A 21,417-nucleotide genomic window follows, 5' to 3' on the forward strand; every position below is an offset into this window, starting at 1 on the left:
AAGTGCAAAGCTTGCGGGCGCGCCAGAGGCTCCCTCCCAGAGGGAGCTGGCAAAGCCGCAGGCTTTGACTGAGGGAGTTCACACCCCCCTTTATGACAGAATTATGAATCTTTATAAACATTTTTGCAAAGGGCTTGACAGCAGGGCAAAAACGATTATAATGGTCTTAGCACTCAGGAACAAGGAGTGCTAAACAAACAAAAGCGATACAAAAAGGAGGCAGGCGCTATGACGATGGATGCACGCAAGCAACGGGTCTTGCAGGCGATCGTGGCGCTGTATGGCCTTGAGGGCGAGCCGGTGGGCAGCAGCGTGCTGGCAAACTACTTTGATATGGCAGTGTCCAGCGCAACGCTGCGCAACGAGATGGCGGCGCTGACAAAGCTGGGCTTGCTGGAGCAGCCCCACACCAGCGCAGGGCGTGTGCCCAGCGCCAAGGGCTACCGGTATTATCTGGATAATCTGCTTACCGACGATCAGCCGCTGGACCGCGTTACCCGCGCCCGGGTGGATGCGGTGTTCGCCAGCCTTGACCACGAGCCGGAAAAGCTGGCACAGGGCGCTGCCAAGGCGCTGGCCGCCATCAGCGGCTGCACCGCCGCCGTCAGCACCCCCTGCGCCGAGGATCTGTGCATCGCCCATTACGAGGTGGTGCAGGTGGGCCGCAGCGCAGCCGCTGTGCTGGCTGTGACCACCGCCGGTTACGTCCGCACCCGGGTGGCGCGGGTACGCACCGGGCTTTCCCGGGAAAATGCAGCCGCCCTTGCGGCGCTGCTCAACCGCAACCTTACCTTTGTGGCACCGGTGGATCTTTCCACCCGGATGCTCAGCGAGCTGTGCAGCCAGATCGCACCGGAGCTTGTGCCGGTGGTCAGCGCCGCAGCCGCAATTTTGCAGGACAGCGTAAAGCCCCACGTATTTCTGGGCGGCGAGCAGTACCTGCTGGACTGGCCGCAGCTGGACGGCAGGGTGGGTGATATCCTTACCCTGCTGAACGACGAGGAACAGGCCGCAAGCCTGATCGCACCCCCGGAAAACCGCAGCGAAAGCGTGCTGCTGGGCGAGGATCTGGAACCGCAGATCCCCGGGCTGTGCATCGTGAGCGACCGGTATCTGGTAGGCGGCGGGCTGTGGGGCTCCATTGCCCTGATCGGCCCCACCCGGATGCCCTTCCAGAAGCTGATGCCCCTGTTGCACGAGTTTGCAGACCAGCTGGGCGAGGGCATGAGCGGTAAACGAAAAGACACCCCGCAGGCTGCCGTACCACGGCGGACTGTGATCTATAAGGAGGATCTGGAATGAGCGAAGAAGCAAAGAACACGGTGCCCGAGACCGAGCAGCCGGAAACTGCCCCCGAGGAAAAGACCGCTGCCGCAGCGCCCGAACAGGCTGCTGCCGAAGCTGCCGCCGAAGAGGACAAGAAGAAGGACGGCGGCTGGTTCAACAAGAAGGCCCGGGAGATGGAAGCCGTTAAGGCTAAGCTGGATGCAGCGGAAAAGAACGCCGCACAGGCCAAGGATCAGCTGCTGCGCATGGCTGCCGAGTACGACAACTACCGCAAGCGCTCCACCCGCGAGGCCGACCAGAAGTTTGGCGACGGTGTTTCCCACGCAGTGGAAAAGATCATCCCCATTCTGGATACGCTGGATATGGCAGCCAACGCCCCCACCACCGATGAGAACTACAAAAAGGGCGTGGTCATGACGCTGGATAAGGCGGCAAAGGCACTGGAAGCCCTCCATGTGGAGGAGATCGAGGTGCTGGGCAAGCCCTTTGACCCCAACTTTATGAATGCTGTGCAGCAGATCCCCGCCCCGGACGGGCAGGAGAGCGGCACGGTGGTCACCGTTTTCCAGAAGGGTTACAAGCTGGGTGACAAGATCATCCGCCATGCAACCGTTGTGGTGGCCGAATAAATAAGCCGAACCTCCCGCAAGGGAGTTTGCAATAACATCCGCTTGACATCATCATAAGCATCATATAAACAAGATTTGTTCTTTCGAGAGGAGACTTCATTATGAGTAAGATTATTGGTATCGACCTTGGTACTACCAACAGCTGCGTGGCTGTTATGGAGGGCGGCGAGCCTGTTGTCATCGCCAACTCTGAGGGTGCCCGCACCACCCCGTCCGTTGTCGGCTTCACCAAGACCGGCGACCGTCTGGTAGGTCAGGTTGCAAAGCGTCAGGCTATCACCAACCCCGACAACACCGTTTCTTCCATCAAGCGTCAGATGGGCACCGACCACAAGGTGACCCTAAACGGCAAGGAGTACACTCCCCAGCAGGTCAGCGCTATGATCCTGCAGAAGCTGAAGGCTGATGCCGAGGCTTATCTGGGCGAGACCGTCACCGAGGCGGTCATCACTGTGCCTGCCTACTTCAATGACAGCCAGCGTCAGGCCACCAAGGACGCAGGCACCATTGCCGGCCTGAATGTCCGCCGTATCATCAACGAGCCCACTGCAGCTGCTCTGGCTTACGGTGTGGATAAGGAAGACGACCAGAAGATCATGGTCTACGACCTGGGCGGCGGCACCTTCGATGTGTCCATCATCGAGATGGGCGACGGTGTTACCGAGGTTCTGGCCACCAACGGCGATACCCATCTGGGCGGCGATGACTTCGACCAGCGCATCATCGACTGGATGGCAGACGCCTTCCAGACCGAGAACGGCATCGACCTGCGCAAGGACAAGATGGCTGCACAGCGCTTGAAGGAAGCTGCCGAGAAGGCTAAGATCGAGCTGTCCAGCGCAATGAGCAGCCAGATCAACCTGCCCTTCATCACCGCCGATGCTACCGGCCCCAAGCACTTGGATATGACCCTGACCCGCGCAAAGTTCAACGAGCTGACCGCTGATCTGGTCGACCGCACCATGACCCCCGTGCGCAAGGCTCTGCAGGATGCAGGTCTGCGCGCTTCCGACCTGAAGAAGGTGCTGATGGTCGGTGGTTCCACCCGTATCCCCGCTGTCTACGATGCAGTGAAGAAGGAACTGAACTGCGAGCCCTTCAAGGGCATCAACCCCGATGAGTGCGTGGCTGTCGGTGCTGCTATTCAGGGCGGCGTTCTGAACGGCGAGAAGAAGGGTCTGCTGCTGCTGGATGTCACCCCGCTGAGCCTTGGCATTGAGACGCTGGGCGGCGTGTGCACCAAGATCATCGACCGCAACACCACCATCCCCACCCACAAGAGCCAGGTGTTCTCCACCGCAGCCGACAACCAGCCCTCTGTTGAGGTCAACGTGCTGCAGGGCGAGCGTGAGTTTGCCCGCGACAACAAGAGTCTGGGTGTGTTCCATCTGGATGGCATTGCACCGGCTCCCCGTGGCGTGCCTCAGATCGAAGTTACCTTCGATATCGATGCCAACGGCATCGTGAAGGTCAGCGCCAAGGATCTGGGCACCGGCAAGGAGCAGAACATCACCATCACCGCTTCCACCAATATGTCCAAGGAGGACATCGACAAGGCTGTGAAGGAAGCTGAGCAGTTTGCTGCCGACGATAAGAAGAAGCGTGAAGAGGTCGATATCCGCAACGGTGCCGACCAGATGGTGTTCCAGACCGAGAAGATGCTGAAAGAGAACGGCGACAAGCTGCCCGCAGACGTGAAGAGCGATGCCGAGGCAAAGCTTGCTGACCTCAAGACCGCTGTCCAGTCCGGCAACGTGGACGACATCAAGGCAAAGCAGGAAGCCCTGAGCCAGGTGTTCGAGAAGATGTATCAGGCAGCCGCTGCCGCACAGCAGGCCGCCGGTGCACAGCCCGGTGCTGACGCAGGCGCAACCAACGAAAAGCCCAACGATGACGGCGTTGTGGATGCCGACTTCAAGGAAGTCTAAGTCTGAAACAAAGCGCTGTGTCCGGCCAAACCGGCGGGCACACGCGCAATAAAGCAAAAGCCGCTCCGGTTTAGGCCGGGGCGGCTCTTGCTGGTTTATAGAGTGAGGAACCGACCGGGGCGTTACCCGGGGAGGGCGTTCCCGGAGAGGTGAGTGGATATGGCACAGGAAAAGCGTGATTATTACGAAGTGCTGGGGGTATCCAAGGGCGCAAGCGATGCCGAGATCAAAAAGGCATACCGCAAGCTTGCCATGAAGTACCACCCGGACTATAACCCCGGCGATAAGGACGCCGAGGCAAAGTTCAAGGAGATCAACGAAGCAAACGAGGTGCTCTCGGACCCGAAGAAACGCCAGCTGTACGACCAGTACGGCTTTGCCGGGGTTGACCCCACCTACGCAGCACAGAACGGCGGCGGCCCCGGCGGCTTCAGCGGTTTTGGCGGCGACGGTGTGGACTTGGGCGACATTTTTGGCGATATCTTCGGCGGCGGCTTTGGCGGCTTCGGCGGCTCGTCCCGTCAAGCTAACCCCAACGCCCCCCGCAAGGGTCAGGACATCCGGGTGCGCATCACCCTGAGCTTTGACGAGGCCGTGCACGGCTGCAAGAAGAACATTACCATCACCCGTCAGCAGGAGTGTACTGAGTGCCACGGCTCCGGCTGCGCCGCCGGCAGCAGCCCCGAGACCTGCCCGGACTGCGGCGGACGTGGCTTTGTCATCCGCCAGCAGCGCACCCCCTTTGGCGTGATGCAGACCCAGCAGCCCTGCTCCCGCTGCGGCGGCAAGGGCAAGCTGGTAAAGAACCCCTGCAAGGTCTGCCACGGCAGCGGCAAGGTAGCCACCAAAAAGACGCTGGAGGTGTCCATCCCCATGGGCATCGACGACGACCAGAGCTTTGCACTGCGCGGCATGGGCGATGCCGGTACCAACGGCGGCCCCGCCGGTGATGTCATCGTCATGGTCAGTGTGCGCCCCAGCGAGGTGTTCCAGCGCGACGGCTACGATGTGTGGGTCACCGTGCCCATCACTTACAGTCAGGCTGTGCTGGGCGACAGCGTCACCGTACCCTCCATTGACGGCAAGGTGGAGTACACCGTGCCCGAGGGCACCCAGAGCGGCACCACCTTCCGCCTGCGCGGCAAGGGTATCCAGTACCTGAACGGTCGTGGCCGCGGTGATATGTACGTCAAGTGCGAGGTGGAGATCCCCAAAAAGCTGAACAAGACCCAGCGCGATGCCCTGAAAAAATTTGAGGGCACTTTGAAAGAAGAAAACTACGAAAAGCGTAAGGGCTTCTTCAAAAAGCTGAAAGATATGTTCAACGCATAAAATACCAAACGGCGGCGCGTTCCATCGGAGCGTGCCGCCGTTTTTTGCGTTTGAAACCACAAAAACAGCGGAGGCGCTGCCCTTTCGGGCAGCGCCTCCGCTTGCTTTGTTCTTTGGTGTACTCCGAGCCGGTCTTATGAGATAAGATGGATCAGAGCAGGATGACTGCTGCATTGATGATCAGACCGACACCGGTAGCGCTGGAGCTGATCATGTAAGCGGTGCAGGCGATGTCACGGATGGCGTTGGCAGCGCCCTTGTTCATGTCGGCAGTCAGAGCATCCAGACCGGTCTCAGTCCAAGTGTTGGGGTTCTTACGGCGGTAGTCGCGGACAGCGGTCACGCCTCTGAACCAGCCATACGGAGGAATCAGCCAGCACAGCAGAGCCTCGGTCATGGTGGCAGTAGCGCCGCCTTCGGTGTAGGTCATTTCCTCAGTGGACAGTACATTGTAGTACGCGGGCATCATCATTTTTTCCATAATAACACTCCTTTTGAAACAAAGCTATCCAAAACGGTGCACCCAAACGCACCGTTTTATCTGATTAAAAGGTTCAGCGCACAATCAGCAGGATGGCGCTCAGGGGAGCCAGTGCCACTACCGTGGTGGCGGAAACGGCGTCCCGTACAAAGTTGCTGGCAGACTTGCTCATGTCGGCGGCAATGGCATCGGTAGCGCGGCCCAGCACGGTAAAGAAGTTGCCGTCTTTGTTGCCCTCCTGCTGCAGCCATGTGCGTGCCTGCCCAATGCCCCAGACATAGCTGGAAGCCAGCACTACAGCGCCTACGACCGTTGCGGCAGTAGTGGCGATCCCGGCAGCATCATCGATCGTGCCGCCGCCGGTGGTATAGGTCATTTCTTCGTTGGAAAGTACCGCATAATCTGCGGGATAATTCATCTTTTTCATTTTCAATACTCCTTTGTCAAGGGGAAATGCCGCATTGCATCCCGATCCCACGGCGTCTATATCCAAGTGCCGATAGAGCATTGTTCTCTATATGGTCATTCTACAACAGCAGTCGGATTTTATCAAGGGGTTTTGGCACATCTGTGCAAAAACTGGCGGGACGCATGAAATTGCGGCTGCAAATTTGTGAAAATAGACTGCAATAATTTAGGCATTTGGTTGTTTTACCCCGTCACCCCGGCGCGGTAGAGGTAGGGGTCGCTCTTGAAGCTGTCAAAATTGTACAGCACAAGGATCTGGTCGTAGCCGTTATCGGCGATCAGCTGATCCAAGCCGTAGTTGTAGTTGCGGAAATCCACCACGTCAATGTCGGCGTAGTTGGCGGTCAGGTAGGGCACAAAGCAGTTGGCGTAGCTGTCCTTGATGACAAGGATGCGCCCACTGCCGTTGCCCTGCACCCGGCTCAGGCCGTTGTTGCCGTGCAGGAACATGGCGTACTTGTCGTAGACGGAAAGCTTCTCCGTATCATACAGGCCGGTGGTCTGCCCCTCGGCGGGCTGACCCGCCGCCGTCACGTTCCATACCGTCAGGGTGTTGGCAAGGTCGTAGTAGGTGATCACGTCCGGCACGGCGTTCCATGTGCGCGCCTTGGCGTAGTGAGTGCCGTAAAAGTGATCGGCAGTCAGGGCGGTGTGGGCGGCGGTGTCAAAGGGGGCAAGGCCAAGGGCATCGCACAGCTGGCTGTAAGCGTAGTAGGCGCCAAGGCTCGTCCAGTGGTGGTCGGTGCGGTAGTAGATATACTCGCTCTTGTGGGCGGCAAGGGTCTGGCGCACGTCCACAAAGCTGCCGCCTGCAGCCTGCACCGCAGCGGAAAGCTGGTCAAGATAGCCGTCCTCGTCCAGCAGGGGGGCGTTTGCGGGCACGTTCTCCTTGTAGATATCGCTGGCAGCGGGTGCCAGCAGCACATTCACCTTGCCCGGGTAGCGCTGGCACAGGCTGGTGAGCGCGGCGGTGTTCTTGGGCAGGGTGCGCTCCTCGCTGGAAAGCAGCCCGTAGGTGCGGGGGAACATCATGTGCTCCTTGCCCAGCAGGATGCCGCCGCTCTGCTGCTTTTGCAGCAGGGTGGTCTCCACCACGCTCTGCAGGCTGATCCACTGGTCGCGCCCCGCCACCTGATCCTTGACGTATTTGGTGTAGGCAGTAAAGTAGCTGTTCAGCCCCTTGGCGGTGAACTGGGTCAGCGCCGGGCGCTGGCTGAGGGTGGTGTTTTCCAGCTCGCTGTAACTGCGGTCCGGGGTGACCATATCCAGCGCGAACAGCCCGATGAAGAACAGGCTGAACACCACCAGCACCGGATAGTGCAAAAGGGAGGAGGTCTTTTTCTCGTGTTTGGACATCTTCCCGCCTCCTTAAAAGTTAAAATACAGGAACGGGCTGTTGGTGCTGCCCACCACATAGGCGGTGGAGACCACCAGCAGCGTCAGGATGGCGGCGCAGCGGGTGACTACGTTCTTGCGCAGCACATCCCACAGCTTTTCGATCAGCGGGGTGCAGCACACCACGCTTACCGCCAGCAGCACGCCGTAGTTCCGCAGGAAATACAGCGGCGACACCCCGCCGGAGGGGACAAAGAGCTTTTGGAACAGCAGCCCGAAGGATACGCCGGTGTCGTTGCCCACGAACATCGCCCAGCCTACCACCACGAGGAACAGGGTGTAGAAATGCGGCCACACCCTGCCTTTTTTCAGGTAAGGCAGCAGGAACAGCTTTTCAGCCGCCAGCAGCACAAAGTAGTAAAGACCCCAGCAGATAAAGTTCCAGTTCGCGCCGTGCCAGATGCCGGTGAGCAGCTCCACGATGAACAGGTTCAAGATCTGCCGCTTGAGCCCCTTGCGGTTGCCGCCCAGCGGGATATACACATACTCGCGGAACCAGCCGGACAGGGTCATGTGCCAGCGCCGCCAGAACTCGGTGATGGAAGCGGAGATATAGGGATAGTTGAAGTTTGCGGGGAAGTCGAAGCCCAGCATCTTGCCCATGCCGATGCCCATGAGGGAGTAGCCGGAGAAATCGAAGTACAGCTGTAAACTGTATGCGATGATGCCCAGCCACACCAGCGGGGTGGAAGCGTTTGCCAGACCCACAAAGGTGGTGGAGGGGCTGTCAGCCACCCCGATGATGTCCGTCCACAATGCGCCCACGGCGTCCGCCAGCAGCACCTTTTTGGCAAGACCGAAGGTGAACAGGGTCATGCCCTCTTCAATTTGCTTGAGGTTATAGCGGTGCTTGTAGACGTGCAGCTGGTCGGAGACGTCCCGGTACTTGACGATAGGCCCCGCGATGAGCTGCGGGAACATGACCACATAAGCGCCGAAATCAATGATGTTGCGCTCGGCTTTTACATCCCGGCGGTAGACGTCGATGGAGTAGGAAAGGGTCTGGAAGGTGTAGAAGCTGATGCCCAGCGGCAAGGTGCCGATGCCTTGTATCTCGGCAAAGGCGGTGCCCAGCAGGGCGTTTGCGCTGCGCAGCACAAAGTTTGCGTACTTGAAGTAGAACAGCATCCCTAAGCTGCCAATGAGCGCCACCAGCAGAAAGAAGCGGCGCAGCGCGGGCTTTGCATCAAAGTGCTCGATGGCAAGGCCGCTGAGGTAGTTGATGAGGATAAGCGCCACCATGACCGGGAAAAAGCGCACCTCGCCCCAGCAGTAGAACACCAGACTGCACAAAAACAGCACGGTGTTTTTCAGTTTTGCAGGGGCAAGATAGTACAGCGCCAGCGTGATGGGCAAAAAGCGGAACAGGAAGATGATGGTGCTGAAAACCAAGGGGTCAGCCTCCTTTTTTACAAGTTTTGCGGGCAATAACGGTTTTTCCATCCCGGGTGCGGGAGGGCTTGACTGAAAAAAGCCGATGCCGCAGATGGCACCGGCTCAGAAGGTCAGATTCAGCTGTTCAGGGCGCTGTCCACAGCACTGTTCAGGTCTGCGGTGCACTCGTTGGAATTGACAACCATGATGACAAGATTTCCCTTGCTGGCAATGATTGCATTGTTGGCATTCTCCAAAGCCTGTGCAAATTCAGCGGGATAATTGCTGCAAGTGTCAATCAACTGCTGCTTGTAGGCGTTCATGCCGTCAATAACATTTTGAACCTTACCGTCAGCAGCTTCAACGGCGATAACTAAACCGGCATCGCCGTTGTCGTTGCTCTTTACGCCCTTGTAACTAACAATATCTTCAGCCTTTAACTGAAAATCATATTCGATACTAATAGGGTCAATCTCGAATTGATTTGAGATCGTGTTAGTTTCCAACAGGCTGCTAACGATACCATCCAAATCGGCGGTGCCGTTTTCGGTGGCATCCGCCGCCGGGGCGGCAGTGCTGGAAGCCGGTGCAGAGGTGGCGGCGCTGGACACGGAGGACGGCGCGGAAGAAGCGCTGCCGCCGCAGCCAGTCAGGGCAACAGCCAGCACGGCGCTGACGGCGATCACAGAGAGTTTTGTGCGGTTTATCATAAAATATTCCTTCTTTTGTTGAATTCGTTTGTCGGGGTGCGGGGCTGCACCGCGCACACGGGCAGACTGTATTTATCTTACCATAACGGCAGGTAAATTGCAACGCACCCCACAGGGTTTTCCGGCAGTTTTCATCGGATTTTAACCGGTCACGGTCTCCCCGGCGGCAATGCGCTGCAAAACGGCTACCGCGTCCTCCAGACACAGGCCGCTCTGGTTGAGCAGGGCGGCGTTTTCCGCGCCCACATAGCGCCAGTGCCACGGCTCGTAGGTGATGCCGGTCACGCTTTCGGCTTCCTTGGGGTAGCGCAGGATAAAGCCGTACTGTTCCGCGTTCTCGCACAGCCAGCGGAAGGCGGCGGTGTCGGCAAAGCCGGTGTCAAGGGTGGTGTGCTCCGGGCTGTTCAGGTCGGCGGCAAGGCCGCAGTTGTGCTCCGAGCAGCCCGGCGGGTTGACGATGGTAGCGGCCTTTTCCCGGGCGGCGGCTTCGCTCAGGCCCTTGCTGCGGTAATACTGGGTCTTGTTGTCGTACAGCTTTTTCTGGTAGCTGACGCTGCGGTAGCCGCTCTGCATCCGCACATCCACGCCGTCCTTGGCGGCAGCGGCCTGCATGGAAAGAAAGGCATCGGCGGCTTCGGTCTGCAAAGTCTTGTTGATGGCGGTAGCCGAGCCGCATTCCTTGGTCTCGACAGGATAGTCCTCCGTTATCGGGTGGGTGCGGCTCACAAGGATCATACGGGGGTCATCCAGGATGGCCTGTGCCTGTGCGGCGGTAAGGGTGCTCTGCTGCGCGCCGTATTCGGCGGGCTGCTCAAGGCTCTCGGCAGACAGCTCGGGCAGCTGCGGCACCGCAGCTTTGCGGGTGCAGGCGTAGGCGGTGCCGCCCGCCGCAAAGCAGAGCAGCGCCGTCAGGCAGAGCAGACGCCGGGCATGATGTTTATGGTGGTGGGAAGAATACATAGAACCTACCTTCTTTCACAAAAAAGGATAAGTGCCCGCCGCCCCGGGCAGACTATCCGCAAAAGGGGGCGCGGGAAGATGAAGATGACAGCGCAGGAATACGCACGCCGGGTGCAGAAGGCCGGGCCGCACTCGCCGCTTTTGGCAGACTGCCTTTGGGCGTTCTGCGTGGGCGGCGGCATCTGTCTGCTGGGCGAAGGGCTGCGGCAGCTGTTTCTGCGGCAGGGCGCGGACGCCGAAACGGCGGGCACCCTGACCAGCTGCACCCTGATCTTGCTCTCGGCGGTGCTGACCACGCTGGGCTGGTACCAGAAGCTGGCGGCAAAGGCCGGGGCGGGGTCGCTGGTACCCATCACTGGCTTTGCCAACGCGGTGGTCAGTGCGGCCATCGAGTTCAAGGCCGAGGGCCGTGTACCGGGCACGGGAGCCAAGATGTTCCTCATCGCCGGGCCGGTCATCGTGTACGGCACGCTGGCGGCGGTGGTGTACGGCGCGGTGCTGTGGCTGCTGGGGGCTTCTGCCTTATAATACGGAACAGCCCCGCCGGATATTGCAGTGCCACAGCACCAGTATAGCACGTTCCGGGGCATTTTTTGCAGAAAAGGAGAAATTTTTTATGACAGAGCGCCGGGGCGATACCCTGTTGTTCCATACCCCGCCGGTCATCGCCGCACAGGCGGCGGCGGGCGGCAAAAAAGAGAGCGAGGGCCCGCTGGCAGCGGGCTTTGACGAACTGACCACCGACAATCGGCTGGGACAGCGCAGCTGGGAAGCCGCCGAAAAGCAGTTGCAGCTGCGGGCGGCGCGGCTCTGCCTGCAAAAGGCTGGCTTGCCTGCAGAGCAGGTGGACCTTGCGCTGGCGGGAGATCTGCAGGCGCAGTGCACCGCCTCCGGCTACGCGCTGCGGGAACTGGGCGTGCCCTTTGCGGGGCTGTTCGGGGCGTGCAGCACCATGGCCGAGGCGCTGGCGCTGGGCGCGGCGCTGTGCAGCAGCGGGGCGGCGCAGAACCTGCTGGCGATGACTTCCAGTCATTTCTGCGCGGCAGAGCGTCAGTTCCGCACCCCACTGAGTTACGGCGCGGTGCGCACCCCTACCGCCCAGTGGACGGCTACCGCCGCCGGGTGCTGTCTGCTGCGCCCGGCAGGGCAGGGGGTGGGCATTGCCGCCGCGACCCTTGGCCGGGTGCAGGATTATAACATCAAGGATATCAACAACATGGGCGCAGCCATGGCACCGGCAGCCGCCGCTACGCTGCTGCAGTATCTTGCCGATACCCATGCAGAACTGCGGGATTTCGACTGCGTCTACACCGGCGACCTTGGGCTGGTGGGCAGTCAGATGCTGCGGGAGCTGTTGGCGGCAGAGGGTCTGCTGCTGAAAAACCACGCGGACTGCGGCTGTCTGCTCTACGATGCCGGGGAGCAGCGGGTAAAAAGCGGCGGTTCGGGCGCGGGCTGCTGCGCCGCCGTACTCTGCGCGCATATCCTGCCAAAGCTGCTGCGCCGCGGCAGCCGCCGGGTGCTGTTTATCGCCACCGGGGCGCTGATGAGCCAGACAACCTTTTTGCAGAAGGAGAGCATCCCGGCGGTGGCGCACTTGGTAGAGCTGACCGCGCCGGAAAAGGAGAACTGAAATGAACTATCTGTGGGCATTTTTAGTGGGCGGCGCTATCTGCGCGGTGGGGCAGTTGTTCATCGACCTGACAAAGCTGACCCCGGCACGCATTCTGACCGGCTATGTGGTGGCGGGGGTGGTGCTCTCGGCAGTGGGGCTGTATGCGCCGCTGGCAGAGTTTGCCGGTGCGGGGGCGAGCGTGCCCCTGCTGGGCTTCGGGCATCTGCTGGCAAAAGGGGTGCGCACCGCCGTGGCGGAAAAGGGTGCTGTCGGCATCCTGACCGGCGGGCTGACTGCTGCTTCTGCGGGCATCACCGCAAGCCTTGTCTGCGGCGTGGTGTGCAGCCTTGCGGGCAAGAGCCACGACCAGAACTGATGTTTTGTCCGCGCTGCTTCGCTATATTTTGCACCCGGCGGCTGGTAAACTGGGGGCAAAACGGAGGTGAAGCGGATGAAACACAGCGGTCAGACCGTATTATGGGAGCTGTGGGCGGCGCTGTGCCTGTGCACGGCGCTGGTGCTGCCGCCGGGCAGTCCGTGGCTGCACGAGCCGGCGCTGTTGTACCCGGGGCTTTCGCTGGCAGTGCTTGTGCCCGCCGCGTGGGCGGCGTGGTGGATGGCGGTGCCGCCGCAGCCGTTGCCGCCGGAGCAGCTGCTGGAGCCGGTGCAGCGGCAGAGCCTTGCCGCGCTGTGCGGGACATAACAGCGGAAAAAACAAAAACCCCTGTGCCGGGTACCCGGTACAGAGGTTTTGTTCGTCAATCAAACTGCGCGATCAAGCGTTCTTGTTAGCACGCTTTGCCATACGGCTGATCTTGCGGCTGGCGGTGTTCTTCTTGATGACACCCTTAGCGCGAGCCTTGTCGATCGCGGAAACAGCAGCCAGGACGGTTGCGTCCTTGTCAGCGGCATTCGCATCGATGGCAGCGTCTGCCTTCTTGACGACTGTTTTCAGGTTGGTCTTAATGGCCTTGTTGTGAGCCTGCTCTGCAGCAGCCTGCACGACGCGGTCCTTCTGAGATTTGATGTTAGGCATTCGTTCCACCTCCTTGGCTACCTATAACAGCGCACCCTATGATACCATATTTCGCGTACCAGCGCAAGCGTTTTTTTGATTTTTGTTTGGAAAAGTTTTATTTTTCCCATACTTTCCGGCAAGAAAGCGGGCTTTTGCCCCAAAAAAGGAACGGAGAGTGTGGAAAATGCGTACTACGGATATGGCTGACGAGCTGTTCAGCGGCGCGGCGCAGCCGCTGCCCGCAGGGGTGCGGCTGGCCACCGCCCGCCACGGCGGGGTGACAGTGACCCGGGTGGAGATCGCCCGCGAGGGGCTCAGCCGTCCCCGGGGCAGGTATGTGACGCTGGAAATGCCCAGCGTCAGCGTGCTGGACGAGCGGGACGCCGCCGTCATCGAGGTGTGCGCCCGGGAGCTGCGCGCCCTTTTGCCGCCGGAAGGGCCGGTGCTGGTGCTGGGTGTGGGCAACCGCCGCATCACCGCCGATGCCCTTGGCCCGCGCACGGTGCAGCGCATCCTTGTCACCATGGGCGCGGGCGCTGCCCCGCCGGTGCGGGGCTTGCGCCCGGTAGCAGCCGTTGCGCCCGGGGTGGCGGCGGCCACCGGGCTTTCGCTTCAGCAGCTGGCGGCGGCGCTGGTGGGGCAGCTGCACCCGGCGGCGGTGATCTGCGTGGACAGTCTCTGCTCCGCCGAGGGGCAGCGGCTGGGGCGCACGGTGCAGTTTTCGGACACGGGGCTCTACCCGGCGCAGGCCGACCACACCCGCCACCTGACCCGGGACACCCTTGGCGTGCCGGTGGTGGCGGCGGGCATCCCCACCCTGATGCAAGCGCAGGAGGGCGCAGACCTTGTGGTCACGCCCCGCGCATTGGACAGCGTCATCGCCCACGGCGCGGCTCTGCTGGCGGGCAGCGTCAACCGCGCCTTGCAGCCCCGCCTTACCGTGCAGCAGCTCTGCTGGCTGACGGGGTGAAGAAAGGAGGTCTTGCCATGCGCAGCAGAGAGCCTTGGCGTCTGCCTGCGGGGCAGAGCAGGGCAGTGCCCTTTTTGCAGGCTGCGGTGCTGTTTGCAGCGCTGTGCATCTTTGCCCGCAGCGCCGCGCTGGTGCTGGCGGCCTTTCTGGCAGCGCCGGTGCCCGCCGCGCAGACTTTGCTGCATCTGGGACAGCAGGCCGTGGAGAGCCGGGCAGCGGCGGCGTCTGCGGAAAGCGTGCCGGAGGACGTGTCCGCGCCCTCTCCGGCGCAGGAAGCTGACGTCCCGGTGCAGACCGGGGTGGAGCAGTATTTTGTGGCGCTGCAGCCGGACGAAGCCCGCCCTGCCGATGCAGGTACGGTGACGGAGCAGCAGTTCGGGCACGGCAGCGGCGAAAAGTACATTCCCTGCGGTGCGGGCAGCATCAAGAATAACACCCGGCAGACGGCGGCAGACATTGCCGCCGAGACGGCGCAGCCCCTGCCCTTTGCCATCGAAAAGGACAGCGCCGCGCCGCAGGTGCTCATCATGCACACCCACGCCACCGAGGACTACCGCCTTTCTGCCGGGCTGTGGTTCACCCCCGGGGACGGGGCGCGCAGCACCGACCGCAGCATCAATATGTGCGCGGTGGGGCGGGTGATGGCCGATACCCTCAACGCGGCGGGCATCTGCACCCTGCACGACGAGACCCTGAACGACTACCCCAGCTACACCGGCAGCTACGCCAACAGCCGGGCGGTGGTGCAGCAGTATCTGGCGCAGTACCCCAGCATCAAGGTGGTGCTGGACGTCCACCGCGACGCCATCGAGCGGGAAAACGGTACCCGCTGCGCCCCGGTATGCACCATAGACGGACGGCAGGCGGCGCAGGTGATGATCATCTGCGGGTGCGATAACGGCACCAGCGTGCAGCTGCCCGCATGGCGGCAGAACCTGCGCTTTGCCGCTGCGTGGGAGCGCAGCATGGAAGCAAAATACCCCGGCCTTACCCGCCCGGTGCTGTTCAGCTACCGGTTCTATAATCAGGACCTGACCACCGGCAGTCTGCTGATCGAGATCGGCGGGCACGGCAACAACTTAAATGAGGCCCTGTACGCCGGATATCTGGCAGCACAGGGCCTCGCGGATGCATTATTAAGCTGAATCAGCCGCCAAGGCTGGAGATCATGCTGCTCTTGGCAGACTGATAGTAACTCCATGCCTGATCGGCCACGGTTTCGGGCTGGTTATACTCCCGCAGGACGCTGCGCATCTCGCTGACCACCGAGGAGACGGCGCTGTCGTAGGTGCTCTCCACAGAGGAAAGATGGCTGTAGGCGATGCTGACCTTATTGGAAAAGGTCCGCTCTTCGGCGGGCAGGGCGTGGTATTCATCCTTTGCGCTCTGGATGGCACTGCTGACATCCGACCGTGCCGAGGACTCCAGCGAGTACAGCTGGCTCGTCAGAGAGGAGATCTTGGCATCGCACTCGGGGTTAGGCTCGGCATAGACGTGGCCGGGATCATTGGCATTGCTGCTGCCCGGTGCAGCTGACTGGGAGGTGCTTCCGTAGGCGGGAAGCCAGTCGCCGAACATAAATTCGTTGTATCCGGCAATGAATTCCTCTTTGGTGCAGCCGCTCAGCATAGCAGCCAGTGTGCAGCTGACCATGGCAAGGGTCAGCAGACGGATGATGTGGTGTATGTGCTTCATGATTTCCTCCAGAATCTGTTTTTGCGGAATACCGCTTTTTCCCAGTTTACCAGAGAAAAGGCGTTCTGACAAGAAAAAACGCAGAATTTTATTCAATGCCGCACCGTAAGGTTGACAAAATGCCGCCAACGTGCTATCTTAAAACAACAAATGCAAGGAACGGGAAAAGTAGCGCGGGCCGTCCGGCCCAGAGAGTGCGGCACAGCTGAGAGCCGCGCCCGTGCGCCGCGTGAACGAACACCCGGGAGCAGCAAACTGAACACGGCAGCGCGTCTGCCGCTAAGTAGGTGCGCCGCAGGTCCAGCGTTATAGGGACAGCGCTTAAACAAAGAGCGCGTGAGCGACCGGGCACTTCCGGTAATTCAGGTGGCACCGCGGACATTACAAGACAGCTTGTTCGCCCTGAACTTTCAGGGCAAAAGCTGTCTTTTTTCTTTGTAAAGGAGAACTATTATGGAACGTACCGAGATCCTTTCGCTGTTCAAGAACACCCCGGCGGACGGCACCGAGATCACTGTCTGCGGCTGGGCAAAGAACATCCGCGACTCCAAGAACATCGGCTTCATCGCCCTGTCGGACGGCGGCTGCTTCAAGACTTTGCAGGTGGTGCTGGAAGCCGGTAAGCTGGCAAACTACGATGAAGTCATCCACACCGGTCTGTACAGCAGCCTGCGCATCAAGGGCAAGCTGGTGCTCACCCCGCAGGCAAAGCAGCCCTTTGAGCTGAACGCCGAGAGCGTGGAGATCTTGGGCGACTGCCCCGCCGACGAGTACCCCCTGCAGAAAAAGAAGATGAGCATGGAGTATCTGCGCACCATGCCCACCCTGCGTCCCCGCACCAACACCTTCAACGCCGCTTTCCGCGTGCGCAGCGTGGCTGCCTACGCCATCCACAAGTTCTTCCAGGAGAACGGCTTTGTCTACGCCCACTCTCCGCTGATCACCGCCTCCGACTGCGAGGGTGCAGGCGAGATGTTCCGCGTGACTACACTGGATCTGGACAATCTGCCCAAGACCGAGGACGGCGCTGTGGATTACAGCAAGGATTTCTTTGAAAAGCCGGTCAACCTGACCGTTTCCGGCCAGCTGGAAGCCGAGGCCATGGCCATGGCCTTTGGCAAGGTGTACACCTTTGGCCCCACCTTCCGCGCCGAGAAGAGCTTTACCACCCGCCACGCTGCGGAGTTCTGGATGATCGAGCCGGAGATGGCCTTCTGCGACCTGAACGGCTACATGGACAACGCCGAGGCTATGATCAAGTACGTCATCCGCTATGTGTTGGACAACTGCCCGGACGAGATGGCTTTCTTCAACCAGTTCATTGATAAGGGTCTTGTCGAGCGTCTGGAGCTGGTGGCAAACAGCGAGTTCGGCCGCATCAGCTACACCGAAGCCATTGAGATCTTGGAAAAGAACAACAAGAAGTTCCAGTACCCCGTGGAGTGGGGCGTGGATATCCAGACCGAGCACGAGCGCTACCTGACCGAGGTGGTGTTCAAGAAGCCGGTCTTTGTCACCGACTACCCCAAGGAGATCAAGAGCTTCTACATGAAGCAGAATGCCGACGGCAAGACTGTGGCAGCAGCAGATATGCTGGTGCCTGGCATCGGCGAGCTGATCGGCGGCAGCCAGCGTGAAGAGGACTACGGCAAGCTGGTGGCTCGCATGGACGAGCTGGGCATGGACAAGACCAACTACGAGTGGTACCTGAATCTGCGCAAGTTCGGCGGCGTGGAGCACGCAGGCTACGGCTTGGGCTTTGAGCGCATGATCATGTACCTCACCGGCATCCAGAACATCCGTGACGTGCTGCCCTTCCCCCGCACCGCATACGGCTTCTGAGAAGCACGCATACTGTAATCAAGAAAGCCGCCGCCTTTGCGGCGGCTTTCTTAGTTCTTTATTTTTCAACAAGGAGCACAAAACAAGTGGAAAACATTTCGCCTGCCCTCTTGGAGTGGTTTTACAAGAACCGCCGCAGCCTGCCCTTCCGGGAGGACCCCACCCCCTACCATGTGTGGCTCAGTGAGGTAATGCTGCAGCAGACCCGGGTGTCGGCGGTGCTGCCGTATTACTACCGCTTTTTGGAAGCGCTGCCGGATATCCCCGCGCTTGCCGCCTGCGAGGAAGAAAAGCTGCATAAGCTGTGGGAGGGGCTGGGCTATTACAGCCGGGTGCGCAACCTGCAAAAGGCCGCAAAGCTCGTCTGTGCGCAGTACGGCGGGCAGCTGCCCGCCGACTACGCCGCCCTGCTTGCTTTGCCCGGCATCGGGGAGTACACCGCCGGAGCCATCGCGTCCATCAGCTTCGGACTTCCCGTGCCCGCCGTGGACGGCAATGTGCTGCGGGTGTTTTCCCGTCTGTATAATGACCCGGGTGTTATTACAGAACCAGCGGTAAAAAAGGCCTTTACCGCCCGGGTCATGGAGCATCAGCCGCCGGAAAAGGCGGGGGATTACAATCAGGCGCTGATGGAGTTGGGTGCGCTGGTCTGCGTGCCCAACGGCGCGCCCCTGTGCGGGCAGTGCCCGCTGGCGGAAGTCTGCCGCGCCCGGGCGGCGGGCACTACCGCCCAGCTGCCCCAAAAGGCAAAGCCGAAGCCCCGCAAGATTGTGCCGGTAACGCTGGCACTGGTGGAAAGCCCGGCGGGCTTTCTGGTACAGCAGCGACCGCAAAAAGGGCTGCTGGCCGGGCTGTGGCAGCCGGTGCTGTGGGAGGACGAGCATCTTTTGCAGGCCGAGGTGCTGGCGCGGCTTACGGCACTGGGGCTGGACACCGGCACGGCAGCCCCCGCCGCCCTGCCCGCCGCAAAGCACATTTTTACCCACATCGAGTGGCTCATGTCCGGCGTGCAGCTGCGCGTTGCGGCGCAAAGTGCCCCGGCGGGCTATGTCTGGGCAAGCCGGGAGCAGCTGCGCACCGCCTACGCCCTGCCCGGGGCGTTCCGGGCATATAAGCCGCTGCTGCTGTGACTTTGGCAATTTGCTGTAATGAACCGCGCCAAAACCGGCACACTGCCCAAACTGCGCCACGCAGCACCTTCGGGGCGTGAAAATTGGGGTGCAACGGTTGTAATTTTGGGCGGGAACGGGTATAATAAAAGCTACAAGGCGGCGCTGATCGCCGCTTGAATCAAGATCCTTTTGCGGGTCGCCCGCTGGAAAAATCAAGCTGAAACAACGTTTCAACTGCAAAAAGGAGTGTACTGAATCTATGAAAAAATCTTGCTTGGTCGCTGTGATCGCTGTTCTGGCTGCTGTGGCTGGTGCGCTGGCTGCTGTGGCTCTTTACCTGAACCGCCGCGAGAAGGAGCTGGACGAGTACGAGCGCCTGCTGTTCGGCGAGGATGATGCAGAAACCGTAGAGCCGGAGGAAGCTGCTGCTGAGGACGAGACCGAGGCAGAATGATCCTTGAATACCGGAAACTGCCGGGAAGATAAGCGCATCGGGGCGCACGGAGCAGTCTGTCTGAACGGACTTGTCCCGGTGCGCCCTTTTTGTACATAAGGAGAAGGAACATGAAGCGTTTTTTGCTCTGGATCATCAGTGTGGCGCTGGGTGTGGTGGTGCTGCTGGCGGCTGTGATGGGGGTAAGCTATGCCTTTACCACCGAGGGCGGCTGCCCGGACGGGGCGGCGCAGTTCGGCGGGCAGGCGCTGGAGCCGAACGGCTCCTGCTGGCAGGTGCCGCTGCTGGGCGGGCAGCTGGATAAGGTCTTTGCCAGCCCCTCCACCCTGACCGTGCAGAAGCTGGGCGTGCTGTACACCGCCCACCCGGAGCTTGCTTTGCCGGACTGGACGGGCTACACCGCCCTGACCATCCAGAATGCGGCGGGGGATGTGCTGTTTACGGGCAGCGCAGGGGAGTACCAGAACTTTCTCTTCCCCGCGAACGGCGAATATAAGGCGGAGCTGACCGCATGGCGCGTGCCCAAGGGCGGGGTCATCACCCAGTTTGAAGGCGGCAGCACCGGGCAGCTGCGCAAAAACCTGGGGTTAGAGCGCCCCGCAAAGCCCACCGGCTGGTACCGGTACAGCTTCCGCTTTACCCTGCAGGCCAGCGCGGAGGTGGAGCTTTCCGCCGAGCGGGTGGAGCAGGGCGGCACGGTGGGCGTGCGCATCTCCGGCATGACCGGGGACGCCGTGCCCACCATCGAGACTGACCTTGGCAGCGTGCAGTGCGTACGCGCCGCCGAGGGCTGGCGCGCCTATATCCCGGCGGCGTATAACGCCTCTTCCGGCGGACACGAGGTGAACATCACGGTGAACGGCGAGACCATCACCCGCACCCTGACCGTGCTGCCGAAGGACTTTGGCACGGTGGAGGTGGAAGCCGAAGAACCGGCTGCGGAGAGCGCCAACGCCCAGTTCCGCAGTGCCATCTGGCCGCTGTACGAAGCTGCCGCCACCGCCAAGCAGTGGCAGGGCGGCTTTGTGCCCCCGGCTGAGGACTCCATGACCTTGGTGGACTACGGACAGATCAAGGTAACGGACGGCCAGCAGGGCAGCCGCTCCAACTCCACAAAGCTGTACACCATCCCCGGTGCGCCCTGCCGCGCCGCAGCCAACGGCACGGTGGTGTTTGCGGGCGATCTTGCGCTTACCGGCAATACGGTGGTCATCGACCACGGCTGCGGGCTGCGCAGCTACCTGTACGGCTTGCAGGAGATTTCGGTCAGCAAGGGACAGACCGTGGAAAAGGGACAGGCCGTGGGCGCACTGGGCGAGGAGCTGACCATGGACTTCAAGCTGGGCAGCAGGAGCGTGAACCCGCGCCTGTTGTTCCAGACCTCCGGCGGGCTGTTCTGGAAGGAAAACTGAAAAATCTTGTAACGTTTTTCCTCTTTGTGCGTTATTGGGGTGAAAGGGCACAACAAAGCCCGCAAAGGAGGAAATGACCATGAAGCTGGAATGTGACGTGATCCGCGATCTACTGCCCCTGTACGCCGAAAAGCTTGCCAGCCCCGCCAGCAGTGCGCTGGTGGAGCAGCACCTTGCAGCGTGCCCCGCCTGCCGTGCAGAGCTGGAACGGATGGAAAAGCCGGTGCCTGTGCAGCCGGAACCCCAGCCGGATGCACCGCTGAAAAACATCCGCAGCAGCCTGAACCGCCGCCGTCTGCGCACCATGCTGTGCAGCTTTGCGGCAGCGCTGGCGCTGGCTGCGGTGTGCGGCTTTGGCTGGTACGGCTACACCGCCTGCGACCGGGTATCCTTTTTTGATGCACGATTGCAGGCTTACTACCGGCAGGCAGAAAACGGTGCCAACGGCTGGGTGCTGGAGACCCGCGCCGAGGACGTATACCTGAAGCCGACCTATGCCGACGGGCACTACGAGGTCATCCGCTACCGCATTCCGTGGGTGCACGATGCCCTTGACAAGCTGCTGCAAAAGGACACAGACCTGCTCCGCTGCACCGGATGGATGCGCACTGACCACTCGGCGGTGGTGGACGCAGCGGACATGACGGTGGCGTTCAACGGTCAGGACGGCACATGGTATGCGCTGGGCAGCGAGCCTGTGGCATGGGATGAGGTCGAATGGCCGGAGTGATGCCT

23 protein-coding genes are annotated in these 21,417 nt (G+C 60.9%); 15 read left to right on the forward strand and 8 right to left on the reverse strand.

Translation table 11 applies throughout. The annotated features are described in order from the left end of the window. Positions 1-228: 228 nt before the first annotated feature. The 4 genes from hrcA to dnaJ all read left to right on the forward strand — a co-directional run bounded on the left by hrcA (position 229) and on the right by dnaJ (position 5,176). Positions 229-1,302, forward strand: coding sequence for a heat-inducible transcriptional repressor HrcA (gene hrcA / locus WMO20_RS11040; RefSeq protein ID WP_097785731.1), 1,074 nt, complete (start codon positions 229-231; stop codon positions 1,300-1,302). Beyond that, positions 1,299-1,916, forward strand: coding sequence for a nucleotide exchange factor GrpE (locus WMO20_RS11045; RefSeq protein ID WP_349186870.1), 618 nt, complete (start codon positions 1,299-1,301; stop codon positions 1,914-1,916). Before hrcA ends, WMO20_RS11045 begins: the two co-directional genes overlap by 4 nt. 101 nt (positions 1,917-2,017) lie before the next feature. After that, the gene (gene dnaK / locus WMO20_RS11050) at positions 2,018-3,844 is read left to right on the forward strand and encodes a molecular chaperone DnaK (protein WP_015537611.1); all 1,827 of its coding nucleotides are present in this window, start codon (positions 2,018-2,020) and stop codon (positions 3,842-3,844) included. A gap of 159 nt (positions 3,845-4,003) precedes the next feature. Next, positions 4,004-5,176, forward strand: a complete 1,173-nt coding sequence (dnaJ, locus tag WMO20_RS11055; protein WP_112091512.1) for a molecular chaperone DnaJ — start codon at positions 4,004-4,006, stop codon at positions 5,174-5,176. A gap of 151 nt (positions 5,177-5,327) precedes the next feature. Here dnaJ and WMO20_RS11060 read toward each other — a convergent pair whose 3' ends face one another. The 6 genes from WMO20_RS11060 to WMO20_RS11085 all read right to left on the reverse strand — a co-directional run bounded on the left by WMO20_RS11060 (position 5,328) and on the right by WMO20_RS11085 (position 10,564). Further along, positions 5,328-5,657: a hypothetical protein gene (locus WMO20_RS11060; protein WP_316540028.1), complete on the reverse strand. Its 330-nt coding sequence runs from the start codon at positions 5,655-5,657 to the stop codon at positions 5,328-5,330. A gap of 73 nt (positions 5,658-5,730) precedes the next feature. Next, positions 5,731-6,084 (reverse strand): hypothetical protein, encoded by a 354-nt coding sequence (locus WMO20_RS11065; RefSeq protein ID WP_349186871.1) that lies wholly within the window; start codon positions 6,082-6,084, stop codon positions 5,731-5,733. 224 nt (positions 6,085-6,308) lie between these two features. Beyond that, a complete protein-coding gene (locus WMO20_RS11070; protein WP_349186872.1) occupies positions 6,309-7,481 on the reverse strand; it encodes a DHHW family protein in 1,173 nt (390 codons plus the stop codon). A 12-nt stretch (positions 7,482-7,493) separates the two neighbouring features. Further along, positions 7,494-8,912 (reverse strand): MBOAT family O-acyltransferase, encoded by a 1,419-nt coding sequence (locus WMO20_RS11075; RefSeq protein ID WP_349186873.1) that lies wholly within the window; start codon positions 8,910-8,912, stop codon positions 7,494-7,496. Between the two features lie 119 nt (positions 8,913-9,031). Further along, positions 9,032-9,604 carry a DUF4358 domain-containing protein gene (locus WMO20_RS11080; RefSeq protein WP_349186874.1) on the reverse strand — a complete coding sequence of 191 codons (573 nt, stop codon included), beginning with the start codon at positions 9,602-9,604 and terminating at the stop codon, positions 9,032-9,034. 141 nt (positions 9,605-9,745) lie between these two features. Beyond that, a complete protein-coding gene (locus WMO20_RS11085) occupies positions 9,746-10,564 on the reverse strand; it encodes a M15 family metallopeptidase (RefSeq protein ID WP_349186875.1) in 819 nt (272 codons plus the stop codon). A 78-nt stretch (positions 10,565-10,642) separates the two neighbouring features. Here WMO20_RS11085 and WMO20_RS11090 point away from each other — a divergent pair, with 78 nt between their 5' ends. The 4 genes from WMO20_RS11090 to WMO20_RS11105 all read left to right on the forward strand — a co-directional run bounded on the left by WMO20_RS11090 (position 10,643) and on the right by WMO20_RS11105 (position 12,882). After that, on the forward strand, positions 10,643-11,092 hold the full coding sequence (locus tag WMO20_RS11090) for a SpoVA/SpoVAEb family sporulation membrane protein (protein WP_349186876.1): 450 nt from the start codon (positions 10,643-10,645) through the stop codon (positions 11,090-11,092). 88 nt (positions 11,093-11,180) lie between these two features. Beyond that, positions 11,181-12,197: a stage V sporulation protein AD gene (locus WMO20_RS11095; protein WP_349186877.1), complete on the forward strand. Its 1,017-nt coding sequence runs from the start codon at positions 11,181-11,183 to the stop codon at positions 12,195-12,197. A gap of 1 nt (position 12,198) precedes the next feature. Continuing rightward, entirely contained in the window at positions 12,199-12,555 is a 357-nt protein-coding gene (locus tag WMO20_RS11100; RefSeq protein ID WP_005925281.1) for a SpoVA/SpoVAEb family sporulation membrane protein, read from the forward strand. Positions 12,556-12,630: 75 nt separating this feature from the next. Next, positions 12,631-12,882, forward strand: coding sequence for a hypothetical protein (locus tag WMO20_RS11105; protein ID WP_005925284.1), 252 nt, complete (start codon positions 12,631-12,633; stop codon positions 12,880-12,882). A 72-nt stretch (positions 12,883-12,954) separates the two neighbouring features. Here the strand turns inward: WMO20_RS11105 and rpsT are convergent, their stop codons facing one another. Continuing rightward, complete coding sequence (rpsT, locus tag WMO20_RS11110) at positions 12,955-13,215, reverse strand: 30S ribosomal protein S20 (protein ID WP_005943554.1); 261 nt, start codon at positions 13,213-13,215, stop codon at positions 12,955-12,957. A 166-nt stretch (positions 13,216-13,381) separates the two neighbouring features. Between rpsT and gpr the strand changes: the two genes are divergently transcribed. Beyond that, positions 13,382-14,167 (forward strand): GPR endopeptidase, encoded by a 786-nt coding sequence (gene gpr, locus WMO20_RS11115; protein ID WP_349186879.1) that lies wholly within the window; start codon positions 13,382-13,384, stop codon positions 14,165-14,167. 17 nt (positions 14,168-14,184) lie between these two features. Beyond that, positions 14,185-15,312, forward strand: coding sequence for a stage II sporulation protein P (gene spoIIP / locus WMO20_RS11120; protein WP_349186880.1), 1,128 nt, complete (start codon positions 14,185-14,187; stop codon positions 15,310-15,312). 1 nt (position 15,313) lies between these two features. Here spoIIP and WMO20_RS11125 read toward each other — a convergent pair whose 3' ends face one another. Further along, positions 15,314-15,862 carry a hypothetical protein gene (locus tag WMO20_RS11125; RefSeq protein ID WP_349186881.1) on the reverse strand — a complete coding sequence of 183 codons (549 nt, stop codon included), beginning with the start codon at positions 15,860-15,862 and terminating at the stop codon, positions 15,314-15,316. A 453-nt stretch (positions 15,863-16,315) separates the two neighbouring features. Between WMO20_RS11125 and asnS the strand changes: the two genes are divergently transcribed. From asnS to WMO20_RS11150, 5 genes are all read left to right on the forward strand, one after another. After that, on the forward strand, positions 16,316-17,704 hold the full coding sequence (gene asnS, locus WMO20_RS11130; RefSeq protein ID WP_349186882.1) for an asparagine--tRNA ligase: 1,389 nt from the start codon (positions 16,316-16,318) through the stop codon (positions 17,702-17,704). Between the two features lie 86 nt (positions 17,705-17,790). Next, entirely contained in the window at positions 17,791-18,834 is a 1,044-nt protein-coding gene (gene mutY, locus WMO20_RS11135; RefSeq protein WP_349186883.1) for an A/G-specific adenine glycosylase, read from the forward strand. Between the two features lie 241 nt (positions 18,835-19,075). Beyond that, complete coding sequence (locus tag WMO20_RS11140; RefSeq protein WP_005925310.1) at positions 19,076-19,270, forward strand: hypothetical protein; 195 nt, start codon at positions 19,076-19,078, stop codon at positions 19,268-19,270. Between the two features lie 110 nt (positions 19,271-19,380). Beyond that, positions 19,381-20,682 carry a murein hydrolase activator EnvC family protein gene (locus tag WMO20_RS11145; RefSeq protein WP_349186884.1) on the forward strand — a complete coding sequence of 434 codons (1,302 nt, stop codon included), beginning with the start codon at positions 19,381-19,383 and terminating at the stop codon, positions 20,680-20,682. Between the two features lie 79 nt (positions 20,683-20,761). Next, on the forward strand, positions 20,762-21,412 hold the full coding sequence (locus tag WMO20_RS11150) for a zf-HC2 domain-containing protein (RefSeq protein ID WP_349186885.1): 651 nt from the start codon (positions 20,762-20,764) through the stop codon (positions 21,410-21,412). Positions 21,413-21,417 lie beyond the last annotated feature (5 nt).

Source organism: Faecalibacterium intestinale (genome assembly GCF_040096575.1).
Taxonomy (GTDB): Bacteria; Bacillota; Clostridia; order Oscillospirales; family Ruminococcaceae; genus Faecalibacterium; species Faecalibacterium intestinale.